The following is a 22,892-nucleotide window of genomic DNA, read 5'->3' as shown; positions in this document are numbered from 1 at the left end:
CCGGAGGCGAACCACACATGTCCACCATCTTCGGCATCCCGCCCCAGGCGCTGTTCGGGCAGCTTCTGCTGGGGCTGATCAACGGGTCCTTCTACGCGCTGCTTAGCCTCGGGCTGGCGGTCATCTTCGGCATGCTCAACGTCATCAACTTCGCCCACGGCGCCCTTTACATGCTGGGAGCGTTCGTGGCGTGGCTGCTGCTGACCACGGCGGGGATCGGCTATTGGTGGGCGTTGCTGCTGGCGCCACTGGTGGTCGGTGCCTTCGGCGTGCTTTTGGAAAAGACGCTGCTCAGCCGCCTCTACAAACTCGACCATCTCTACGGGCTGCTGCTGACCTTCGGCCTCGCGCTGATCGTGGAGGGGATTTTCCGCCATTTCTATGGCGTGTCGGGCCAGCCCTACCCGATCCCCGACCTGCTGCGTGGCGGGCAGAATCTTGGATTCATGTTCCTGCCCAACTACCGCGGCTGGGTCGTCGTCGCCTCGCTGGTCGTTTGCCTCGCCACCTGGTACGCCATCGAGCGGACGAAGCTCGGCGCCTACCTGCGCGCCGCAACCGAGAATCCGGTGCTGGTCCAGGCCTTCGGCATCAATGTGCCGCTGATGATCACGGCCACCTATGGCTTCGGCGTCGCTCTGGCCGGGCTGGCCGGCGTGCTGGCCGCCCCGATCTATCAGGTGTCGCCGCTGATGGGCTCCAACCTCATCATCGTCGTCTTCGCCGTGGTGGTGATCGGCGGCATGGGGTCGATTCTGGGGGCGGTGCTGACCGGATACGGTCTGGGCCTGTTGGAAGGTCTGACGAAGGTGTTCTATCCGGAGGCGTCCAACATCGTCGTCTTCGTCATCATGGCCGTGGTGCTGCTGATCAAGCCCGCCGGCCTGTTCGGGCGGGAGAGGTGACCCATGGCGACCGAGATCCACGCCGTCCGCCGCGACACCGCGGCTTCCGCCACCGGGCGACCGGCCATGCCGGGTCTGCTGGCCCTGGCCGTGCTGCTGCTGGTCCTGATTGCCGCGCCCTACGTGCTGTACCCCGTCTTCGTGATGAAGGTGCTGTGCTTCGCGCTGTTCGCCTGCGCCTTCAACCTGCTGATCGGCTTCGCCGGTCTGCTGAGCTTCGGCCATGCCGCCTTCTTCGGCGGCGCGGCCTACATCACCGCCCACACGGTGAAGGTCTGGGGGCTTCCGCCGGAACTCGGCATCCTGCTGGGAACGGCCTTCTCCGCAACGCTCGGGCTGGCCTTCGGCGCGCTGGCGATTCGGCGGCAGGGCATCTACTTCGCCATGATCACGCTGGCCCTGTCGCAAATGGTCTTCTTCATGGCGCTGCAGTTCAAGTTCACGGGCGGCGAGGACGGCATCCAGGCGGTGCCGCGCGGGCATCTGTTCGGGGTGATCGACCTCAGCCAATCGATGTCGATGTACTACACGGTGTTGGCGGTCTTCCTGTTCGGCTTCGTGGTGATCTGGCGCACCGTCCATTCGCCCTTCGGGCAGGTCCTGAAGGCGATTCGCGAGAACGAGCCGCGCGCCATCTCGCTCGGCTATCGCACTGATCATTACAAGCTGATGGCCTTCGTCCTGTCCGCGGCGCTGGCCGGTCTGGCCGGCGGTACCAAGGCGATTGTCTTCCAACTCGCCACGCTGACCGACGTGCAGTGGCAGATGTCCGGCGCGGTGGTGCTGATGACCCTGCTGGGCGGCATCGGAACGCTGTTCGGCCCGGTGGTCGGGGCGGCGCTGGTGGTGACGCTGGAGAATTATCTGGCGGCGAGCAACCTGCCGGTGCCGGTGGTGATCGGCGTGATCTTCGTCGCCTGCGTGCTGCTGTTCCGCCGCGGCATCGTCGGGGAGATCGCTGCCCGCTTCGCCGGAAAACGCCCGTGAGCCAGAAGGAAATTGCAATTCTTTATTTGGGAGCACCGAATGGTTGAGGCCGTCCATCCATTTTACGAGAATCATCGCAGCGCGATGGAGGCCGCCATGCGCCATCGCCTCGATCTTGCCGAAGCGATGTTGGGCGAGCACCTTCATCCATCCAGCGTTGATGGAATCAAGAGGGAGGTGATGGACGAGTTCGCCATCGTGCTCACGCAAATGCCCTATGTCGGGGGCACGGACAGTCGCATGAGCGACTTCTTCATGCGTCTCCTGGGCTTCATGGCCATCAGCCGGGTGCTCCGGCGGCACGGCGTGCCGCTGTCCGTGATCGGCGACATCGAGCGGGACACCTACAAGGCCCAACTGCTTACCGTGCCCGAAGCGGAACGCCTCGCCTCGGGGCGTCAATTCATGTCACCAGAAAATCAGGCGTTTCTCCGTGAACAGGCGGAGAAAAGCCGTCAGGAGCAGTTTCCCGAAGATTTCGTCTACGACTTCGTCGAGCCGGGTCCAGGAGACCGTTTCGAGTTCGGCATCAACTACAAAGCCTGCGGTTTCTGCAAGTTCGCGGCCCGCCATGGCGACAAGGACCTTCTGCCAAACATCTGCGGTCTCGATTTCGACGCCTACGCGACGCGCGGCATCCATCTGGAAAGAACGCAAACCCTGGCCGGCGGCGCCAGCCACTGCGATTTCCGATTCTCGCGGCTCCGATTGGCCTGAATGCCCGCTTTTGGAGGGGGCGATAACGGTCGCCCCCTCCGGGAACGGAATTAAAGCCGCAGGGCCTCCTCCGCCGGCTGGTAACCCAGCCCCTGGGCGTCGGCAACCGCCTTGCAGGTGATCGCCCCGGTGTGGATGTTCAGCCCGGCGCGCAGGTGCGGGTCGCGCGCCAGCGCCGCGCGGTACCCCCGGTTGGCGAGCGCCAGCGTGAAGGGCAGGGTGGCGTTGTTCAGCGCGAAGGTCGAGGTGCGCGCGACCGCTCCCGGCATGTTGGCAACGCAGTAATGGACCACCCCATCCACCAGATAGGTCGGCTCGGCGTGGGTGGTGGGGTGCGAGGTCTCGAAGCAGCCGCCCTGGTCGATGGCGACGTCCACCACCACGGCGCCCCGCCGCATCCGCTCCACCATGGCCTTGGTCACCAGCTTCGGCGCCTCGGCCCCCGGCACGAGGACCGCACCGATGACGAGGTCGGCGTCGAGCACATGCTCCTCGATCGTGTCGACGGTCGAATAGAGTGTCTGAAGCTTCGCGCCGAACTGCAGATCCAACTCCTTCAGCCGGGGCAGCGACTTGTCGATGACGATGACCTTCGCCTCCAACCCCATGGCCATGCGGGCGGCGTTGGTGCCGACCACGCCGCCACCCAGCACCACCACCTTGGCTGCCGGAACGCCGGGCACGCCGCCGAGCAGGACGCCGCGCCCGCCCTGAGCCTTCTCCAGGCAATGGGCGCCGGCCTGCACCGACATGCGGCCCGCCACCTCACTCATCGGCGCCAGGAGCGGCAGGCCGCCGCGGGAATCCGTCACCGTCTCGTAGGCGATGGCGACGGCTCCGGAGTCCAGCAGCAGCTTGGTCTGGTTCGGATCGGGGGCGAGGTGCAGATAGGTGAACAGGATCTGCCCCCGGCGCAGCATCGCGCATTCCTGCGGCTGGGGTTCCTTCACCTTCACCACCATGTCCGCGCGGGCGAAGACGGTTGCGGCGTCCGGTACGATCTCCGCCCCGGCGGCTTCATAGTGCTCGTCGTCCAGCCCGATGGCGGCGCCGGCTCCTGTCTGAATCAGCACGCGGTGACCGTGATGAACCAGTTCGCGGACCGAAGCCGGGGTCAATCCGACGCGGTATTCATGGTTTTTGATTTCCGTCGGCACGCCGATGAGCATGGGCATCCTCCGCGGGTGGGCCGGTGCCGGACCAGGACGGGCAGCGTGCCGGCTCAGGGTTTCTTACCTCAGAATTTGGGGTGTGTTCCGGCCATCCGCATCTCACTTGCCGTGCTGCTTGGTGATTTTCTTTGGATCAATTAAAACACTCCATGAAATTTTATATGAAACTCTATTCAATAAACCTTGGCACAGACTTCTCTGTATCCGCAAAAAAGTAGGTAAGGTTAGTTTTTAGAGTTGTGGAACTATTATTCGGCGCCATGGTATATGGATGTTTGTGTCGCACTGCACAAAAATCGCGGCACTCAAGAAAAGTGGGGGGAGCGTCCGATTCGGACGGAACGAAACCAGGAGCAAGGCAGATGGCTTCAGAGAAAGACGCGCAGACCATCGCGCGCGACACCGCCGCCAAAGGCCGGAATGTTGCCGAGGACACCACCCGCCGCATGGCGGAAACCGCCGCGGAAACGACCCAGCGCGGCGCCGATACGGCCAGCGACATGATGGGAAAGGCGACCCAGGTGGCCGGCCAGGTCGCCGGCCAGACCTCCGATCAACTCAACCGCATGATGGGCCTGTCCGCACAAGCCCAGGGCGAGGTCGCCCAGCAGGCCCGCGAGAATATGGACGTCATGACGCAGTGCGGGTCCGTGCTGATGGACGGGATGCAGTCCATCATGCGCGAATGGATGGGCTTCGCCCAGGAGGCCATGGCCCGCAACGCGGAAGGCATCAACGCGATGATGCGCAGCCGGTCGGTCCAGGACCTCTACGCCGCGCAGAGCAGCATGGTCAAAGACGAGATGGAACTTCTGCTGAACCGCAGCGTCAAGGTGTCGGAGCTGTCGGCAAAAACCGCGAACGACGCGGTGCGGCGGCTGAACGCGCGGGCCGAAGGGGCCGCGCGCCACGTTCGCCGCAGCGCCTGACGCTTCACCAACGATCCATCCTGGCCTTGCGCCCCCGGACCAGTCGGTCCAGGGGCGTTCTTTTTTGTGCGCGCGCGGGTCACTTCGCGACGATGCGGCCTTCGACCTTCGGGGAGACCGTCTTCTTCGCCTCCACGTAATCCATGACCATCGTCGCCATCAGCACGGCGCCGGAGGCATCCACCACCGTCCGGCCGCGGGTCAGCGCGGCGTAGCCGTCGCCGCCCTTCAGCATGTAGTCGTTGGTCGCCACGCGGTAGGTCCGGGCGGGGTCGAGCGGCTGGCCGTTCACCGTCACGCCGGTCACGCGTGTGCCCGACGGCAGCTTCGGGTCATAGGTGAAGGTCAGGCCCGACACCTGGGGGAAGCGCCCGGCCTTGTCCTCCACCTTCGACACGCCATGCTCCAGCGCGGCCAGAATATCGGCGCCGGACAGCAGCGTCAGCACGGCGACGTTGCCGAAGGGCATCTCCGCGAAGATGTCCTTGCGGGTCAGCGAACTGCCTGCCGGGTGCAGCGTGTCGGCGCGGATGCCGCCGCCGTTGGTGATGGCGACGTCGGCCTTCAGCCCGTCGCGCAGCGCGTCGGCGATCAGGTTGCCCATCGTCGTCTCCTGCGAACGGACGACGTCCTTGCGGCTGTCCAGGTCGGTTTCCGTCCGCCCGATCACCCCGGCCAGCGTGGTGTCGAGCTGGTCGGTGTAGCGTTTGACCAGCGCTCCGACCTCCGCGTCCGGGGCCACTCCGGCGGTGCTGACGAAGCGCCAGCCGGCGGGAGCGACGGTGGTCGCCGGCCCCTTGTCGGTCGCTTTGGTGCTGACCGCCAGATCGATGACGCCGAGATAATGGCCGTCCGCCCCGGCCTTCAGGATCAGGGTCGATCCTTCGTAGAAGCTGATCGGGTCGTGGTCGTGGCCGCCCAGCAGCAGGTCGATGCCCTTCACCTTGACGGCCAGATCACGGTCCTCCGTGATGGTCTGGTGGGTCAGCGCCACGACGACGTTCGCCCCCTCGTCGCGCAGCGCCTTCACCGCCAGGGCCGCGGCGGCCTGCACGTTGGTGAAGGTGGCCTCCGCCCCTCCACTGGACAGATGCGCGGTTTCCGGGGTCAGGATGCCCAGGAAGCCGACCTTGACGTCGCCGACCGTCTTCGTCCAGGTGGCGACCGAGCCAGGAAGCGGCTGGCCGTCCGGACCGGCGATGTTGGTGCCGATCCAGGGGAACCTCGATTCGGCGATGCGGGCCTTCAGCACCTCCGTGCCGAAGTCGAACTCGTGATTCCCGAAGCCGACGACGTCCACGCCCATGGCGTTGAACAGGTCGGGCATCTGCGCCCCCTGCATTGTTCCGGAGAGCAGGGAGGGAGAGAGGAAATCGCCGCCCACCGTGGTCAGCGCTCCGGCGCTGCGCTCCCGCTCCGCCTTCAGCACCGTCGCCAGCGGGGCGAAGCCGCCGCGACCCTTCACCGGGGAAATCTCGTAGATGTCGTTGAAGTGCAGGAAGGTCACGGTGCCGTTCTGCGCGGCGGCGAGTGTCGGGAAAAGCAAGGTGCCGGCAAGAGCGGCGGCCCCCGCCAGCGTGCGAATCCGGGTCAGCATCGATCTCGTCTCCCTGGGGAAGTTGAAAGGCTTCCTTCGCGTCCTCGCACTGTACGCTGTCCCGCGACGCGGCGCATAGCCGCCTTGCACCGCTTGATTTCGCTTTGATTTCGCTGCCCCCGCCGCTCATGAACGGGGCATCCGCTTTCACCGACGTGGCCCCTCGATGCGCATCCTGGTCGTTCAGAACAACCGAAACGCCCCCGCCGGACTCGTCGGGGACGCGCTGACCGAGTTCGGCGCGACGCTGGTCACCGTCGCCGCGGACGAAGGGGAAGCGCTCCCCGCCACGCCGGAGGGCTATCACGGGCTGCTGGTTCTCGGCGGACCGCAGGACGCCTGGAACGATGGGCAGGGGCCGCACTTTCCGCAGGTCATGGAGTTGATCCGCGCCTTCGCGGCGGAGGAGCGCCCGGTGATGGGCATCTGCCTGGGCGCGCAGTTGGCCGCCCGTGCCTTCGGCGCCCGTGTCTACCGCCATTCGGTGGCGGAGATCGGCGTGGGCGCAGTCCGGCTGTTCAACGCCGCTTCGGACGATCCACTGCTCGGTGGGCTGGCGCCGGAACTGCACATGGTGCAGTGGCACTACGACACCTTCGAGTTTCCCGAGGGCGCCGTGCCGCTGGCCTGGAGCGACGCCTGCATGCGTCAGGCCTTCCGGCTCGGTCGCAACCTCTACGCCTTCCAATTCCACCCGGAGGCCGACGCCGCCATCGTCCGCGGCTGGGCGGAGAAGTTCGGAGTCGACTCGCGGGAGCGCAACCGGGCCGTCCTCGACGGGCTGGACGCGGCGCTGGAGCGGCACCTGCCCGCCGCCGAGACGGTCGCCCGGACGATCTCCCGCCGCTGGCTGGATCTGGTGATCGAACGGGCGGCCTGACCTTACCCGCGAAGCTCCGCCAGCAGCTCCGGCGTGTCCACGTCGTAGAGGATGCCGCCGTCCTCCACCGGCACCTCGACCACCTGATCGGCGTGGGTGGCCAGCAGGGCCTTGGCCCCGGCGTCGCCGGAGAGCTTCGCCATCTCCGCGAAGAAGCCGCGGTCCCACAGGACCGGGTTGCCGCGCTTGCCATGGACGGTCGGGACGCAGACGGTCCGGCCCTCCAGCGGGTTGTAGGCGGCGATCAGCCGGTCGATGGCCTGCGGCGTGACGCGCGGCATGTCGCCGAGGCACACCACCACACCGTCGATATCCGCCGGCAGGGCGGCCAGCCCGGCGCGCAGCGAGGCGCTGAGCCCGTCGGCGAAGGACGGGTTGTGGACGATGGTCAGCGGTCGCCCGGCGAGCGGGGCGGACACCGCCTCCGCCATGTGGCCGGTCACCACCACCACCGGCTTGGCCTGCGAGGCCAGCACCGATTCGACCGTGCGGACGACCAGCGGCTCCCCGCCGACGTCGGCGAGCAGCTTGTTGCTGCCGCCCATCCGGCTTGATCGCCCGGCGGCCAGAACCAGCGCGGCGATGCGCGGCGCGCGCGGCGGCTCCACCGCGACGGCGCCGGAACGGGGCAGGGGCCGGCTGGGAATCTCGGCCAGCAGGCCGCCGACGCCCATCCGCATCACGTCGGCCCGCGTCACCGGAATGTTGGCGGCGATGCGCTGGAGCACCCAATCGAAGCCGTTCAGCTTGGGCGACCGGGCGCAGCCGGGCAGGCCGAGCACCGGCGTCTCCCCGATATGCGCGACCAGCAGCAGATTGCCGGGGTCGACCGGCATGCCGAAATGCTCGATCACGCCGCCCGCCCGCTCAATGCCCGCCGGCAGCACGTCGCGCCGGTCGGTGATGGCCGAGGCCCCGGCGATCAGCAGCAGATCGACGCGCCCCGCCGCCGCGATGGCGTCGGCGAGCGCCGCCTCGCCGTGGTAGCAGCGCGAATCGCGGACCAGCCGCCCGCCCATCGCCTCCAGACGTTGCCGCGTCACGGCCACGGTCTTGTCGAGGACGCTGTCCTTCACGCCGGGCAGGCGGGTCTGGATCAGCGCGGCGGTCAGCGGACGGAAGGGGGCGACGCGCAGCGCCGGCGTCCCGGCGGACGCCTCGACCTCCGCCCCCTCCACCGCGCCGCGGGGGGCGGCGAAGGGGATGATCTTGACCGTGGCGACCATCTGGCCGGGCTCGACCGGCGCGAAGCCGGGCAAGGTGGCGACCGTTACGCTTTCGTCGATGAGGTTCAGCGCGTTGATCCGTTCGACATCCGGAACGAACAGGCCGCGCGATTCGGCGAACAGGTTGACGCGCCCGGTGAAGGCGGCGCCGACGGTGATCTCCTGCCCCTTCAGGGCGGCGGCGATGCGGGCGGCGGCGGCGTCCTCGCCCACGTCGTCAGGACCGGGCTTGGCGACGGTCACCGTGGTAAGGCCGGCGTCGCGCAGCGCCGTCACGTCCTCGGCGCTGAGGACGCGGCCCTTCTTGAAGCTGACGGAGCCGCGGCGGACCGAATGCGCCAGAATGGCGCCCTCCAGTTCCCGCAAGGGCAGCGGGCCGAAAAACATGGTGATGAACTCCTGTCAGGCCGCGCCGGCCTTGCGCCGTACGGCGGTGATCTGGGCCATGACCGATAGGGCGATCTCCGCCGGGGTCACGGCGCCGATGTCCAGCCCGACCGGGGCATGGATGCGCGCCAGCTCCGCGTCGGTCATGCCCCGTTCCTTCAGCCGTTCCAGCCGCTTGGCGTGGGTGCGCTTGCTGCCGAGGGACCCGACGTAGAAGGCCGGGGAGCGCAGCGCCACCAGCAGCGCCGGGTCGTCCAGCTTTGAGTCGTGGGTCAGGGTCACCACGGCGGTGCGGTTGTCGATCGCCAGAGCGGACAGCGCCTCGTCCGGCCAGGCGTCGTGCAGGGAAACGCCGGGGAAGCGCGATTCCGTGGCGAAGGAGCCGCGCGGGTCGATCACCGTGACGGCGTAGCCGGTCAGCGCGGCGAGGGGGGCCAGCGCCTGGGCGATGTGCACAGCGCCGACCACCAGCAGGCGCAGCGGCGGGTTGTGGGTCTGGACGAACAGTTGGACGCCGTCCTCCTCCTCCTCCAAATCGCTGACGAGGCCGGAACGATCCTGGCGCAGCCGCTCCCGCACCTCCTCCAAAAGGTCGTCCTCCAGCCCGAAGCCGCCGTGGACGGCGTCCTCGTAGACGAGAGTCTGCAGACCGGTGCCGAGGTCGGTGACCAGGGCCACGGGACGCCCGGCCTTGCGGGCGGCCAGCAGCCGTTCGGTGATGTCGCGCTTCATTCCACGGCCTCGACATAGACCTGCACCCGGCCGCCGCAGGCCAGCCCGACCTCCCAGGCCATTTCGTTGCTGACCCCGAACGAGATCATCCGGGGCTCGCCATCCTCCATGGTCTTGCGCGCCTCGTGCACCACGGCCCCCTCGATGCAGCCGCCGGAGACGGAGCCGATCATCGAACCGGCGTCGTCCACCGCCATTTGGCTGCCCACCGGGCGGGGGGAGGACCCCCAGGTGGCGACCACCGTCGCCAGGGCCACTTTTCGACCCTCCGCGCGCCAGCCTGCGGCCTGCTCCAGAATATCGTCCTTCATGCGGCCTCCTTCAGCCACTTGCGCAGGCTTTCGGCCCGTCGCGGCCCGTCGCGGTTCAATGCGTCGGCGAGCCCGGCCAGACTGTTCAGGTTGTGCACCGGGCGGAAGTCGTCCACATGCGGCAACAGGGCCCGGATACCGCTGGATTTTGGTGCGAACCCCTCCCACCGCAAGAGCGGGTTCAGCCAGACCAGACGGCGGCAGCTCTTGTGCAGGCGTTCCGCCTCCGCCGCAAGCCCCTCGCCGGCATCCCGGTCCAGCCCATCGGTGATGAGCAGAACCACCGCCCCCTGGCCGAGGACCCGCCGCGCCCAGGTCCGGTTGAAGGCGTGCAGCGCCGTCCCGATGCGCGTCCCGCCTGACCAGTCCGCCACCGCCGCCGACACGGCGTCCAGCGCCACGTCCACGTCCTTGTGCCGCAGATGGCGGGTGATGTTGGTCAGGCGGGTGCCGAAGACGAAGCTGTGCACGCGGTCGCGGTCGTTGCTGAGCGCGTGCATGAAATGCAGCAGCATCCGCGAATAGCGCGTCATGGAGCCGGAGATGTCGCACAGCACCACCAGAGGTGGTGGGCGCGTGCGGCGGCTGCGCCGCGCCAGATCGGCCAAGTCCCCGCCGGAGCGCAGCATCCGCCGCAGCGTCGCCCGCGGGTCCACGCGCGGCCCCCGCGGGTCGGGGCGGTGGCGACGGGTCGTCACCTCGGCCACCGGCAGGGCGATGCGGGCGAGCATCCGCTTGGCCTCGGCCATCTCCGCCGCCGACATTTTCTCGAAATCCTTCTCCTGCAACCGTTCCTGGGCCGAAACGGTGAAGGCGGCGTCCACCTCGATCTCCGACTTCTCGGGCCCCTCGGCCTCCGGCACGGTGCCTCGCAGCGCGTCGGCGACGCGGCGGGACAGCGGGTCCTGAGTGTCCGGCGACTCCGTGCGGATGGTCGGCAGCATCATCCCCATCATCCGCTTTAGGATGTCCGGGTTGCGCCAGAAGACGTGGAATGCTTGGTCGAAGACCTCCCGCTGGTCGCGCCGGTTCACGAAGACGGCGTACAGCGCCCAATAGAAATCTGCCCGGTTGGCGATCCCCACCGCCTCCACCGCCTCGACCGCCTGGAGCAGCTTGCCCGGCCCGACCGGCAGCCCCGCCGCCCGCAGCGCCCGGGCGAAATGCATCAGGTTGATGGCGAGGCCGCCCTGCATGGCCGCTCACCGCGCCGTGCTGGCGGCGAGTTCGGTCTTGACCTGGGCCAGGATGCGCGCGGCTTCGCTGCCCTGGATGCGGGCGATGTCATCCTGATACTTCAGCAGCGTGCCCAGCGTGTCGTTGATGACCGAGGGCTCCAACTCCAGCTGGTTCAACTCCACCAGCGCCTGCGCCCAGTCCAGAGTCTCGGCCACGCCCGGCGCCTTGTAGAGATCCATGCCGCGCAGGCTCTGCACGACACCGACGACCTGGGCGGCCAGCCGGGCGTCGGCGTTTGGTGCCTTCACCGCCAGGATGGCGCGCTCGCGCTCGGCGTTGGGGTAATCGACCCAGTGGTAGAAGCAGCGCCGCTTCAGCGCGTCGTGAATCTCGCGGGTGCGGTTGGAGGTCAGGATGACGATGGGCGGCTCCGGCGCCGTGACCGTGCCGAACTCCGGGATCGAGACCTGGAAGTCGGAGAGGATTTCGAGGAGATAGGCCTCGAACGGCTCGTCGGTACGGTCCAGCTCGTCGATCAGCAGGACGGGAGGACCGGCCAAGTCGGGTTCCAGCGCCTGGAGCAGCGGGCGCTTGATGAGGAAGCGTTCGGAGAAGATATCGGCGCCGAGCGTGTCCCGGTCGCGGTCGCCCGATGCCTCGGCCAGCCGGATCTCCATCATCTGCCGGGCGTAGTTCCACTCGTAGACCGCCGCGGCGACGTCCAGCCCCTCGTAGCATTGCAGCCGCAGCAGGCGCCGCCCCAGCGTGGCGGACAGCACCTTGGCGATCTCGGTCTTGCCGACCCCGGCCTCTCCTTCGAGGAACAGCGGACGCCGTAGCTTCAGAGCGAGGTACAGCGCCGTTGCCAGCGAGCGGTCGGCGACGTAGTTCCCCCGCCGCAGCAGGTCCAGCGTGTCATCGACGGAGGCGGGGAGGGTGTTGGGCATGGTTGGCGGGATGCCTTGCTGGGTGATGTGACCCCTCTCCCCTCCGGGGAGAGGGTGGCCCGGAGGGCCGGTGAGGGGGATGTGCTTTTCCGGTACGTCCGGCAAAAGCGCACCCCCCTCACCCTAACCCTCTCCCCGGAGGGGAGAGGGGACTTTCAAAGTGATGGGACTTTTACCCGCACGCCTCGACCGCGCGCTTCGCCATCACCCGCACCAGATGGGCGCGGTAGTCGGCGCTGGCGTGGATGTCGGCGTTCAGCCCGTCCGCCGACACCGACGCGCCGTTCAGGGCGTCGGCGCGGAAGTCCTGGGCCAGCGCCGCCTCCATGTCGTCCGCCCGGAAGACCGACGGGCCGGCGCCGGTCACCGCCACCCGCACCTCGTTCCCGAACACGGCCACGAACACGCCGACGATGGCGTAGCGGCTGGCCGGGTTGCGGAACTTGGCGTAGGCGGCCTTGTCCGGCTTCTGGAAATGCACGGCGGTGACGATCTCACCGGGTTCCAGCGCCGTCTCGAACATGCCGGTGAAGAAGTCGTCGCCGGCGATTTCCCGCCGGTCGGTCCGCACCGTGGCCTTCAGCGCGCCGACCGCGGCGGGGTAGTCGGCGGAGGGATCGGCGTTGCAGATCGAACCGCCGAGCGTGCCCATATTGCGCACCTGCCGGTCGCCGATGCCCTCGGCGAGGCTGGCCAGAGCCGGGATAACCCGCTGCACCGTCTCGGAATGGGCGACCTGGGCGTGGCGGGTGAAGGCGCCGACGGTCAGGCCGCCGGCCTCCTCCCGGATGCCCTGAAGCTCCGGGATCTGGCCGAGGTCGATCAGGTCGCTCGGCCGGGCCAGACGCTGCTTGAGCGTCGGCAGGAGCGTCTGCCCGCCGCCCAGCAGTTTCGGGTCCTCGAACTGGCCGAGCAGGGCGACGGCGTCGGCGACGCTCTTGGGGCGGTGATAGGTGAAGGCGTACATGATGTCTCCTCCCTCTTACTCGGCCGCCTGGGCGGGGGTGTGGCGCCGGATCGCCTGCCAGACCCGCTCGGGGGTCGCCGGCATGTCGAGATGGGTGACGCCGTACTCGGACAGGGCGTGCACCACCGCGTTCATCACGGCGGCCGACGCGCCGATGGTCCCGGCCTCGCCGCAGCCCTTCACGCCCAGCGGGTTGTGCGTGCAGGGCTGGTCCTCGTGGTAGCGCACCGTGAAGGACGGCACGTCGTCCGCCCGCGGCATGCAATAGTCCATGTAGGACCCGGTGATGAGCTGCCCCGACTCCTCGTCGTAGACGCAGTTCTCGTAGAGCGCCTGCCCGATGCCCTGGACCAGCCCGCCATGGACCTGCCCCTCGACGATCAGCGGGTTGATGACCCGCCCGAAGTCGTCCACGGCGGCGAAGCTCGCCACCTGGACCACGCCGGTGTCGGGGTCGATCTCCACCTCGCAGACGTGGCAGCCGTTGGGGTAGGTGAAGTTCTTCGGGTCGTAGAAGGCCTGCTCGTCCAGCCCGGGCTCCAGCTCGTCGAGCGGGAAGTTGTGCGGGACGTAGGCCTGCAGGGCGATGTCGCCGATGGTCAGGGCCTTGTCGGTGCCTGCCACGACGAAGCGCCCGTCCTTCACCTCGATGTCGGCCTCGGCGGCTTCCAGCATATGGGCGGCAATCTTCTTGGCCTTGCGTTCCACCTTGTCCATCGCCTTGACGATGGCCGACCCGCCGACCGCCAGCGAGCGGGAGCCGTAGGTGCCCATGCCGAAGGGGATCTTGCTGGTGTCACCGTGGACGATCTCCACGTTCTCGATCGGCACGCCGAAGCGTTCGGAGACGAGCTGCGCGAAGGTCGTCTCGTGCCCCTGCCCATGGCTGTGGGAGCCGGTGAAGACCGTCACCGAGCCGGTCGGGTGGAAGCGCACCTCCGCCGATTCGTACAGTCCGGCCCGCGCGCCGAGCGCGCCGGCGATGTTGCTGGGGGCGATGCCGCAGGCCTCGATGTAGGTGGCGAAGCCGATGCCACGCAGCTTGCCGCGCCGGGCGGACTCGGCCTTGCGCGCCGGGAAGCCGTCATAGTCGACCAAGGGCAGGGCGATGTCCAGATTCTTGGCGAAGTCGCCGGTGTCGTACTGGAGCGCCACCGGGGTCTGGTAGGGCATGGCGCTGGCCGGCACGAAGTTGCGGCGGCGCAACTCCGCCTTGTCGATGCCCGTCTCGGCGGCGGCGACCTCGACCAGCCGTTCAATCAGGTAGCAGGCCTCCGGCCGCCCGGCGCCGCGGTAGGCGTCCACGGGCACGGTGTTGGTGAAGACCGCCTTGACCTCGGCGTAGATCGCCGGGGTCTTGTACTGGCCGGCCAGCAGCGTGGCGTAGAGGTAGGTCGGGATCGACGGTGCGAAGGTGGACAGGTAGGCGCCCATGTTGGCGATGGTCGCGACGCGCAGCGCCAGGAAATTGCCGTCCTTGTCCATCGCCAGTTCGGCGTGGCTGACATGGTCGCGGCCGTGGGCGTCGGTCAGGAAGCTCTCGGAGCGCTCGGCGGTCCACTTGACAGGGCGCCCGACCTTCTTCGCCGCCCAGGTGACGACGGCCTCCTCCCCGTAATGGAAGATCTTGGAGCCGAAGCCACCGCCGACGTCGGGGGCGACGACGCGCAGCTTGTGCTCCGGAATGCCCAGCACGAAGGCGCCCATCAGCAGGCGGATGACGTGCGGATTCTGGCTGGTGGTGGTCAGCGTGTGCTCGCCGGTCGCCCGGTCATACTCGCCGAGCGCCGCCCGCGGCTCCATGGCGTTGGGGATGAGCCGCTGATTGACCAGATCGAGCTTGGCGACATGGGCCGCCTGCGCGAAGGCCGCGTCCACCGCCGCCGCGTCGCCCAGATGCCAGTCAAAGCAGAGGTTGCCGCCGACGTCGTCATGGACCAACGGCGCGCCGCCTTCCAGCGCCTTCCGCGAAGTCACGGCCGCCGGCAGCTCCTCGTAATCGACCATCACCAGCTCGGCGGCGTCTTTCGCCTGCTCGCGCGTCTCGGCGATCACCACGGCGACGGCGTCGCCGACGTAGCGCGCACGGTCGCGGGCGATGGGGAAGTGCGGCGGCTCCTTCATCGGGGAACCGTCCTTGGAATGGATCTGCCAGCCGCAGGGCAGGCTGCCGACCTTGTCGGCCTCCATGTCGGCGCCGGTCAGCACGGCGATCACCCCAGGGGCCTGCAAGGCCTCGGCCGCGTCGATGCCGGTGATGCGGGCGTGGGCGTAGGGGGACCGGACGAAGACCGCGTGGGTCTGGCCGGGTCGGTGGATGTCGTCGGTGTAGGTGCCGCGCCCGGTCAGGAAGCGCGCGTCCTCGCGCCGGCGCACGGAAGCGCCGATGCCGTTGGGGTTCGCCATCTTCGTGTTCCTCCCATGAGAGCCTTTTTCCGACCTTTATTCGGCGGCGGCCTTCATCGTGCCGCCCTGCATCGCCTCCGCCCCCGCCATTACCGCCTTGACGATGTTGTGGTAGCCGGTGCAGCGACAGATATTGCCCTCCAGCCCTTCGCGGACCTCATGCTCGCTGGGGGAGGGGTTGGCCGTCACCAGATCGACGGCGCTCATCACCATGCCCGGCGTGCAGAAGCCGCATTGCAGGCCGTGATGCTCGCGGAAAGCCGCCTGCATCGGGTGCAGCGTGCCGTCGGCCGCCGCCAGACCCTCGATGGTGGTGACCGCGGCGCCGTCGGCCTGGGCGGCCAGCATGGTGCAGGACTTCACCGACCGCCCGTCGATGTGGACGACGCAGGCGCCGCACTGGCTGGTGTCGCAGCCGACATGGGTGCCGGTCAGGCCGAGCTGGTCACGGAGGAAGGTGACCAGCAAGGTCCGCTCCTCCACCTCGCGCGAGACCGCCTTTCCGTTGACGGTCATGGAAACGGTACACGGCATCCGCTGTCCTCCCATTGTTGGTGACGTTCTGTTGCCCCGACCTTCGCGACGCTTCGTTCGACGGCTCTTCCAGATCTGCGGGATAAAGTGTGGTGCAGGACCAACCGGAACAAGGATAGGGGGGCGTCGTCCTATCCGGTCAAGACGCCGTTCGGCCTCCTCCGAAGGGAGAGTGCGTGTGCCGAACCGCCGCGTTTCTTTCGGATCCTACGGACTGGCGGACCCACCGCCCGCAAGTTAGGATACCCAACAATCCGGCGCAAACCAAAGCGTCTTACGAACGATCCGAGACGGACAGCCTTTTTGGGAGGGAAGTTGAATGAAGCGTTTCCTGGCCGCGGTCGGCGTCTGCATGCTCACCGCGCTGCCGGCCCAGGCCGAGCAGTTCGTCACCGTCCTGACCGGCGGCACCAGTGGCGTCTATTACCCGCTGGGCGTCGCGCTGTCGGGCATCTACGGCAAGGCCATCCCGGGGGCCAAGGTCACGGTCCAGGCGACCAAGGCCTCGGTGGAAAACCTGAACCTCCTCCAATCGGAGCGCGGCGAGATCGCCTTCTCGCTCGGCGATTCGCTGAGCGGCGCCTGGAAGGGTGACGAGGAAGCCGGTTTCAAGACCAAGCTGACCAAGCTGCGCACCGTCGCCGCCATCTATCCCAACTACATCCAGATCGTGGCGAGCAAGGATTCCGGCGTGAAGACGCTGGCCGACCTGAAGGGCAAGCGGGTGTCGGTCGGCGCGCCGAAGTCGGGCACCGAGCTGAACGCCCGCGCGATCTTCGCCGCCGCCGGGCTGGGCTACAAGGACTTCTCCAAGACCGAGTATCTGCCCTTCGCCGAATCGGTGGACCTGATCAAGAACCGGCAGCTCGACGCGACGTTGATCTCCGCGGGCCTCGGCGTGGCGGCGATCAAGGATCTGGCGACCTCACAGGACATCACCATCGTGTCGATCCCGGCCGACGTGATCCAGAAGGTTGGCGACCCGGCCTACATCGCTGAAACCATCCCGGCCAACAGCTACAGCGGCCAGAGCGAGCCGGTGCCGACCGCGGCGGTGCGCAACCTGCTGGTCACCCACGCCGGCGTGTCGGACGACGCGGTCTATGCAATGACCAAGGCGATGTTTGAGAATCTCGACGCGATGGCCGCGGCCCACGCCGCCGCCAAGCAGATCAAGTTGGACGCGACCACCATCCAGTCGCCGGTGCCGCTGCATCCGGGCGCCGAGAAGTTCTACAAGGAAAAGGGTCTGATGTAAGCGCGCCCCGTCGCCCCGGGAATCCCGTGCGATGAGCGCATCCTCCCAAGACGCGGACAACAAGATCCGCCAGGCCATCGACCGTGAGAACCCCTCCACGGTGGTGGCCTTCGAAGGCGTGGCGGGCAAGGCCGTCTTCGCCATCGCGGTGGCCTTCTCGGTGTTCCAGATCTGGACGGCGGCGTTCAACCCGCTGTCCAGCATGGTCGTCCGCTCGGTCCATGTCGGCTTCCTGCTGCTGATGACCTTCACGCTGTTCGGCTTCCGGCAGGACGCGGAGCGGCGCAGCGTGCCCTGGTACGACTGGCTGCTCGGCATCGGTGCCTTCGCGCTGGGTCTCTACCATTACGTGTTCGAGGTCGACCTGATCCAGCGGGCGGGCGATCCGAGCATCACGGATCTCGTCGTCGGGGCCGTCACCGTCGCCCTGGTGTTCGAGGCCGCCCGGCGCATCATGGGATGGGCGCTGCCGATCATCTGCGGCGTCTTCATCCCCTACGCTCTGTTCGGACGGCATCTGCCCTTCGGGCTGGCCCACCGCGGCTACGACATCGATCAGGTCATCGACAATCTGTACCTGTCGACCGAGGGCATCTACGGCACGCCGACCTTCGTCTCGGCGACCTTCATCTTCCTGTTCATCCTGTTCGGCGCCTTCCTGGAGCGCGCCGGCATGATCAAACTGTTCAACGACGTGTCGCTGGGCCTCGTCGGCTCCTCCAAGGGCGGGCCGGCGAAGGTGGCGGTCGTCTCCTCCGGCTTCATGGGGACGATCAACGGCTCGGGCGTGGCGAACGTGCTGACCACCGGCCAGTTCACCATCCCCCTGATGATGCGCTTCGGCTACCGCCCGGCCTTCGCCGGGGCGGTCGAGGCCACGGCCAGCATGGGCGGGCAGCTCATGCCGCCGGTCATGGGGGCGGCCGCCTTCATCATGGCCGAGACCATCGGCGTTCCCTTCAGCGACATCGCCATCGCCGCGGCGATCCCGGCCATTCTCTATTTCGGCAGCGCCTTCTGGATGGTCCATCTGGAGGCTGGCAAGCGCAACCTCGTCGGTTTGCCGAAGGACCAGTGCCCCAGCGTGTCCCGCGCGCTGGTCGAGGGCTGGTACCTGATCCTGCCGCTGGCGGCGCTGGTCTATCTTCTGTTCTCCGGCTTCACGCCGCTGTTCGCGGGGGTGATCGGCATCGCGTCGACCATCGCGCTGATCCTCGGCACGACAATCGTCGGCTCCATCGGGCCGATGGCGCTGCGCGTCGCCTTCTGGGTGGTTCTGGGTCTCGTCGCGGCGGCGCTGTGGAGAATGGGCTGGCGGACGGAGCATCTGGCCTTCGCCATCGTCGGGCTTCTGGTCATCCCCTGCCTGATCGTAAGGGGCGGGCGGGAGACGCTGGCCATGCTGGTGAACAGCCTCGCGGACGGCGCCAAGAACGCCGTTGGCGTGGGGGTGGCCTGCGCGCTGGTGGGTGTGCTGATCGGGATGCTGACGCTGACCGGTCTGGCCTCGAGCTTCGCCGGGACGATTGTTCAGCTTTCCGGCGGCAACCTGCTGGTCGCGCTGATCCTCACCATGCTGGCCTGTATCCTGCTGGGCACCGGACTGCCGACGACGGCCAACTACATCGTCACGGCGGCCATCGCGGCGCCGGCCCTGCTGCAGATGGGCGTGCCGCTGATCGTGTCGCACATGTTCGTCTTCTACTTCGGCATCATGGCCGACCTGACGCCGCCGGTGGCGCTTGCGGCGCTGGCGGCCTCGTCGATCTGCCGGGCAGGACACATGCAGGTCGGCTGGATCGCCACGCGGATCGCCATGGCCGGCTATGTCGTGCCCTTCATGGCGGTCTATTCCCCCGCGCTGATGCTCCAGACCACCGATCCGCTGGCCGTCGCCTACGTCCTGATCAAGGCGCTGATCGCCATCGGGCTGTGGGGAGCGGCGACCATCGGCTTCTTCTGGACGCCTCTCAACCTGGTGGAGCGGGTGTTCGCGGCGGCGGCGGCCTTCCTGTTCGTCGTGGCGCTTCCGGTGACCGACGAGACCGGATTCGTCATGACGGCGGCCTTCCTGCTGTGGCAGCGCCATCGCCTGCGCCGCGTGGGACGGAGCAGCGCCCCGGCATGAGTGCAGCGTTATGCCTGTCGGCGCTCGGCGGGACGGTTCTGGCCGCCCTGCCGGGTTCCGCCTTCACCCTGTCCTGGACCCATTCGGTGGAGAAGACCGAATGGCGGGAGGAGTGGCGCATCGCGGACGGGCGTCTCGTCCTGACCGAAGCCCGTGTGAAGGGGGGCGGCGCCGGGATGGAGCCGCCCGCGGGCGCCCGCTTGGCCGCTGGCTGGTGGGTCTGGGTGCCGGCGGTGCCGCCGTTGGAACGGGTGGTCCTGGCCGCTTCCTCCTTCACACCGGACCACACACTGTGCGCGGGCGGAGCGTGCCGTCCGCTTCACGGCTGGATCGGCGGGCCGGTCCCGAGTCCCCTCGAACTCAAGCCCTGCGGCTAGAGACACGTTATTCACGCACGGCCGATAAGGAAATTCCGAAGGGGCGTTCCGGCTTGGCTTAGCCCTTTCGGAGACGCATACTTCAGTAACTGATATTACAGATGAATGCGTGTTATGACCGACGCCCGACCGACCCGACATCGCCCCACCGGTTCCCTGACCGTCCCTTTGGCCGCCCTGGCGGGCCTCGCCGCCGCCGGACTGCCGGGGCTGGCCCTGGCGGCGGAGGCAACGGGCACACCACATCTCGACGGGCGCGACCTGAATGTCTTCTGGGTAATTCCCTTCGTCGGGATTCTGCTGTCCATCGCCCTGATGCCGCTGCTGGCGCCGTCGTTCTGGCACCATCATTTCGGCAAGGTCGCCGCCGGTTGGGCCATCGCCTTCCTGCTGCCCTTCGCGTTGACCTTCGGGGCCAGCCTCGCTACCTACGAGCTGCTGCACACCCTGCTCCTCGAATACATTCCCTTCATCGTGCTGCTGACCGCCTTGTTCACGGTGGCGGGCGGCGTGCGGATCTGCGGAACGCTGGTGGGAACGCCGCTGGCGAACACGCTGGGGCTGGGGCTGGGCACGCTGCTGGCGAGCCTCATGGGAACGACCGGCGCCTCGATGCTGCTGATCCGGCCGCTGATCCGCGCCAACGAGCACCGGCGGCACAAGGTGCACACCGTCGTCTTCTTCATCTTCCTGGTGTCGAACGTCGGCGGCTCCCTGACGCCGCTGGGCGATCCCCCGCTGTTCCTCGGTTTCCTGAAGGGGGTCGGCTTCTTCTGGCCGACCGTCCACCTGTTCTGGCCGATGATGCTGGTAGCCGGTTGCCTGCTGGCGATCTACTTCCTGGTCGACCTCTACCTGCACACCAAGGACCCCGGTAAGCATCCGCTGATCGAGGGCGTGCATGAGCGGGAGCCGGTGCGCATCGAGGGGGCGGTCAACCTGCTCCTGCTCGTCGCCATTGTCGGCGCTGTGCTGCTGAGCGGCGTCTGGCATCCGGGGGTGGGGGTGGAGATTTATCACATCCAGGTGCCGCTGGAGACGATCGTCAGCAACCTGCTGCTTCTCGGCATCACCGGTGTGTCGCTGGTGCTGACCAGCGCGCGCAGCCGCCGCCTGAACGCCTTCACCTGGGGGCCGATCCTGGAGGTGGCGAAGCTGTTCGCGGCGATCTTCCTGACCATCATCCCGGCCATCGCCATCCTGCGGGCCGGCACCGATGGCGCGCTGGGCGCCATCATCGCGGCGGTGAATCAGGACGGCCAGCCGGTGCCGGCGGCCTACTTCTGGGCGGCGGGCATCCTGTCGAGCTTCCTCGACAACGCACCGACCTACCTGATCTTCTTCAACACCGCGGGCGGCGACGCGCAGGTGCTGATGACCGACCTAGCCGTGACCCTGGCGGCCATTTCGGCGGGTGCCGTCTTCATGGGCGCCAATACCTACATCGGCAACGCGCCGAACTTCATGGTCAAGGCCATCGCGGAGGAGCGCGGCGTGGCGATGCCGAGCTTCTTCGGCTACATGCTGTGGTCCTTCGGCATCCTGGTGCCGCTGTTCGTTCTGGTGACCTGGGTGTTCTTCGTCTAGGTCCCCCACAAAAGGCCGGCGGGCGGCGGCGAAGTGCCGCCTGCCGCCCTTGTACGCCCTCAATGGGACATCAGGACCGGGGTGGTTAGGTTCGACAGCACCGTGCGCGTCGCTCCGCCCAGCACCATCTCGCGCAGACGGGAGTGGCCGTAGGCCCCCATCACCAGCAGATCGCCGCCCAGGCTGCGATGACTGTCCAGAATGATCTCCCCGACATCGCCGCCCTGGAAAATGCTGGCTTGGTGCTGGCTGCGAACACCGTGGCGCTCCAGCCAGATCATAAGGTCGCGGCCGCTGTCCAACGCATGGCCCGGCGGGTCGATGGTAACCACCGTGACCCGTTCCGCAGCCGTGAGGAAGGGCAGGGCGTTGCGCACGGCGCGCCCGGCTTCCCGCGTGTTCTTCCAGGCCACCACCACATGGCGGCCGATCTCCGTCCGGGGCGGGAAGTTGAAGGGGAGCACCAGGGTCGGGCAGGAGCTGGTCAGCGGAAGGCGGTCCGGCACCTGGAGCATCACCCGATCACCGAGGTCGTCGCCGTGGCTCTGGCTCACGATGGCGAGGTCGGCATAGGCGGCGCGGGCGGCCAGCAACTCCACATGTTCCCCTTCGTCGACCGTCCAGGAATAAGAGCAGTCCTTCAGCGCCGACCGGACCTCCTGTTCGATCTGTCCGGCCTTCTCGTGGGCGATGGCCGTGGCCTCGGCGATGTAGGCGTAGGAGGCGGCGCGTCCGGTCACCGCTGGCGGCATCGACACCGGCGTGGCCACGAACAGCACCTCGACAAAGGCGGAGAAGCGCTTTGCGAGTCCGACCGCGACCTCAAGCCGCTGTGTGTGGCGGTCGTCGTTCGACATGTGCAGCAGGATCGTCTTGATCGGCATGGTTTCGCTCGCAGGTTTCGAACCGGATGACCGGCCCTCCATAGGTAATGTTTGTTGAGCCAATCTGGCAACGATCCAGCTAACGGCTGGCGAGGCCGGTGCGCCCGCCCGCGCCGTGGTCGGGAGTGAGGCCGGAGATTTCCAGAAGCAGCTTGCTCAGGATGGCGTCGGCGAAGGCTTCGAAGCTGACCGCGGGCACCAGGAAAGCGCCGGGTCCGCCGATCACATGCTCCTCGTAATAGCTGTCGAGGTTCGTCGGCGCCGCCCCACCCCAGGGATTGGGCCGGTCGTTCAGGATCGGCAGGCCATTGATGGTGATCCCGGCGGCGACCGCCTCGTCGCGCGCCCATTGCACGGGACGGCCGCGGTTGTTGACCCCGTCGCCCGACACGTCGATGACCCGCCGTGTCCCTTCGAATCCGTTGTCGTTGAACAGGCGGGCACTGAAGTCGATGGCCGCGCTGATCGAGGTCCACTGCGCACTCAGCGTGGGCGATTCGGCGATGGAGGAGGCGAAGGCCTCGACGCTGCCGTGGTCGCTCAGCAAGGTCCAGGGCACGGTGATGCGCTGGAAGCTGTCTCCGGCCCATTCGACGTAGGTGACGGCGATGCGTCCGAAGGGACCGCCACGGATTGCCGCTTGTATCTTCGGGTCGGTGAGGGCGGCGACGTAGCCCTCGCGCTGGAGGCGGCCTTCCTCCGCATCCACGCTGCCGGACACGTCCACGGCCAGCACCAGTTCCAGATCGACCGGCGTATCGGCCAGGACCGGCACACCCGCC

General features: G+C 67.7%; 21 protein-coding genes. 9 read left to right on the top strand and 12 right to left on the bottom strand.

The genetic code is table 11. The features are described from left to right. Positions 1–17 precede the first annotated feature (17 nt). From Q4I23_RS04300 to Q4I23_RS04290, 3 genes are read left to right on the top strand one after another with little or no spacing between them, the layout of a single operon-like run. The gene (locus Q4I23_RS04300; protein WP_149165824.1) at positions 18–905 is read left to right on the top strand and encodes a branched-chain amino acid ABC transporter permease; all 888 of its coding nucleotides are present in this window, start codon (positions 18–20) and stop codon (positions 903–905) included. 3 nt (positions 906–908) lie between these two features. After that, on the top strand, positions 909–1,892 hold the full coding sequence (locus Q4I23_RS04295) for a branched-chain amino acid ABC transporter permease (protein ID WP_498525413.1): 984 nt from the start codon (positions 909–911) through the stop codon (positions 1,890–1,892). A 39-nt stretch (positions 1,893–1,931) separates the two neighbouring features. After that, positions 1,932–2,609 carry an L-2-amino-thiazoline-4-carboxylic acid hydrolase gene (locus tag Q4I23_RS04290; protein WP_454018349.1) on the top strand — a complete coding sequence of 226 codons (678 nt, stop codon included), beginning with the start codon at positions 1,932–1,934 and terminating at the stop codon, positions 2,607–2,609. Between the two features lie 50 nt (positions 2,610–2,659). Here the strand turns inward: Q4I23_RS04290 and ald are convergent, their stop codons facing one another. Beyond that, on the bottom strand, positions 2,660–3,778 hold the full coding sequence (gene ald, locus Q4I23_RS04285; protein ID WP_498525412.1) for an alanine dehydrogenase: 1,119 nt from the start codon (positions 3,776–3,778) through the stop codon (positions 2,660–2,662). Between the two features lie 365 nt (positions 3,779–4,143). Here ald and Q4I23_RS04280 point away from each other — a divergent pair, with 365 nt between their 5' ends. After that, on the top strand, positions 4,144–4,710 hold the full coding sequence (locus Q4I23_RS04280; RefSeq protein WP_237903608.1) for a phasin family protein: 567 nt from the start codon (positions 4,144–4,146) through the stop codon (positions 4,708–4,710). Positions 4,711–4,789: 79 nt separating this feature from the next. On the opposite strand, the gene Q4I23_RS04275 is transcribed toward Q4I23_RS04280, so the two are convergent. Beyond that, positions 4,790–6,307 carry a bifunctional metallophosphatase/5'-nucleotidase gene (locus Q4I23_RS04275; protein WP_498525411.1) on the bottom strand — a complete coding sequence of 506 codons (1,518 nt, stop codon included), beginning with the start codon at positions 6,305–6,307 and terminating at the stop codon, positions 4,790–4,792. 166 nt (positions 6,308–6,473) lie between these two features. Between Q4I23_RS04275 and Q4I23_RS04270 the strand changes: the two genes are divergently transcribed. Next, on the top strand, positions 6,474–7,187 hold the full coding sequence (locus tag Q4I23_RS04270) for a type 1 glutamine amidotransferase (RefSeq protein WP_498525410.1): 714 nt from the start codon (positions 6,474–6,476) through the stop codon (positions 7,185–7,187). Positions 7,188–7,189: 2 nt separating this feature from the next. On the opposite strand, the gene Q4I23_RS04265 is transcribed toward Q4I23_RS04270, so the two are convergent. The 8 genes from Q4I23_RS04265 to Q4I23_RS04230 all read right to left on the bottom strand — a co-directional run bounded on the left by Q4I23_RS04265 (position 7,190) and on the right by Q4I23_RS04230 (position 15,876). Beyond that, positions 7,190–8,800 (bottom strand): NTP transferase domain-containing protein, encoded by a 1,611-nt coding sequence (locus Q4I23_RS04265; RefSeq protein WP_498525409.1) that lies wholly within the window; start codon positions 8,798–8,800, stop codon positions 7,190–7,192. A 15-nt stretch (positions 8,801–8,815) separates the two neighbouring features. Then, the gene (locus Q4I23_RS04260; protein WP_498525408.1) at positions 8,816–9,532 is read right to left on the bottom strand and encodes an XdhC family protein; all 717 of its coding nucleotides are present in this window, start codon (positions 9,530–9,532) and stop codon (positions 8,816–8,818) included. Next, on the bottom strand, positions 9,529–9,843 hold the full coding sequence (locus Q4I23_RS04255) for an XdhC family protein (RefSeq protein WP_035673760.1): 315 nt from the start codon (positions 9,841–9,843) through the stop codon (positions 9,529–9,531). The genes Q4I23_RS04260 and Q4I23_RS04255 overlap by 4 nt, the downstream gene beginning before the upstream one ends. Continuing rightward, entirely contained in the window at positions 9,840–11,039 is a 1,200-nt protein-coding gene (locus Q4I23_RS04250) for a vWA domain-containing protein (protein ID WP_498525407.1), read from the bottom strand. Before Q4I23_RS04250 ends, Q4I23_RS04255 begins: the two co-directional genes overlap by 4 nt. A gap of 6 nt (positions 11,040–11,045) precedes the next feature. Then, complete coding sequence (locus Q4I23_RS04245; RefSeq protein ID WP_498525406.1) at positions 11,046–11,969, bottom strand: AAA family ATPase; 924 nt, start codon at positions 11,967–11,969, stop codon at positions 11,046–11,048. Positions 11,970–12,141: 172 nt separating this feature from the next. Next, positions 12,142–12,936 carry an FAD binding domain-containing protein gene (locus Q4I23_RS04240; protein ID WP_498525405.1) on the bottom strand — a complete coding sequence of 265 codons (795 nt, stop codon included), beginning with the start codon at positions 12,934–12,936 and terminating at the stop codon, positions 12,142–12,144. 15 nt (positions 12,937–12,951) lie between these two features. Next, complete coding sequence (locus Q4I23_RS04235; RefSeq protein WP_498525404.1) at positions 12,952–15,342, bottom strand: xanthine dehydrogenase family protein molybdopterin-binding subunit; 2,391 nt, start codon at positions 15,340–15,342, stop codon at positions 12,952–12,954. Positions 15,343–15,378: 36 nt separating this feature from the next. Continuing rightward, the gene (locus tag Q4I23_RS04230) at positions 15,379–15,876 is read right to left on the bottom strand and encodes a (2Fe-2S)-binding protein (RefSeq protein WP_035673773.1); all 498 of its coding nucleotides are present in this window, start codon (positions 15,874–15,876) and stop codon (positions 15,379–15,381) included. A 319-nt stretch (positions 15,877–16,195) separates the two neighbouring features. On the opposite strand from Q4I23_RS04230, the gene Q4I23_RS04225 reads away from it, so the two are divergent. From Q4I23_RS04225 to Q4I23_RS04210, 4 genes are all read left to right on the top strand, one after another. Beyond that, on the top strand, positions 16,196–17,134 hold the full coding sequence (locus tag Q4I23_RS04225; protein WP_498525403.1) for a TAXI family TRAP transporter solute-binding subunit: 939 nt from the start codon (positions 16,196–16,198) through the stop codon (positions 17,132–17,134). A 31-nt stretch (positions 17,135–17,165) separates the two neighbouring features. Continuing rightward, entirely contained in the window at positions 17,166–19,262 is a 2,097-nt protein-coding gene (locus tag Q4I23_RS04220; protein WP_454018360.1) for a TRAP transporter permease, read from the top strand. Next, a complete protein-coding gene (locus Q4I23_RS04215) occupies positions 19,259–19,639 on the top strand; it encodes a DUF1850 domain-containing protein (RefSeq protein ID WP_498525402.1) in 381 nt (126 codons plus the stop codon). Before Q4I23_RS04220 ends, Q4I23_RS04215 begins: the two co-directional genes overlap by 4 nt. Before the next feature lie 114 nt (positions 19,640–19,753). Beyond that, positions 19,754–21,226 (top strand): sodium:proton antiporter, encoded by a 1,473-nt coding sequence (locus tag Q4I23_RS04210; protein ID WP_498525401.1) that lies wholly within the window; start codon positions 19,754–19,756, stop codon positions 21,224–21,226. A gap of 59 nt (positions 21,227–21,285) precedes the next feature. Here Q4I23_RS04210 and Q4I23_RS04205 read toward each other — a convergent pair whose 3' ends face one another. Further along, on the bottom strand, positions 21,286–22,110 hold the full coding sequence (locus Q4I23_RS04205) for a universal stress protein (protein ID WP_454018363.1): 825 nt from the start codon (positions 22,108–22,110) through the stop codon (positions 21,286–21,288). Between the two features lie 79 nt (positions 22,111–22,189). Next, positions 22,190–22,892, bottom strand: a 703-nt coding sequence (locus Q4I23_RS04200) for a DUF1194 domain-containing protein (RefSeq protein WP_498525400.1), incomplete at its 5' end; no start/stop codon positions are given.

The sequence above is a fragment of the Azospirillum sp. UFLA03-27 genome (genome assembly GCF_059803775.1).
Note: the sequence above shows the minus strand (reverse complement) of the source record. Positions and strands in the feature narration are given on the sequence as shown.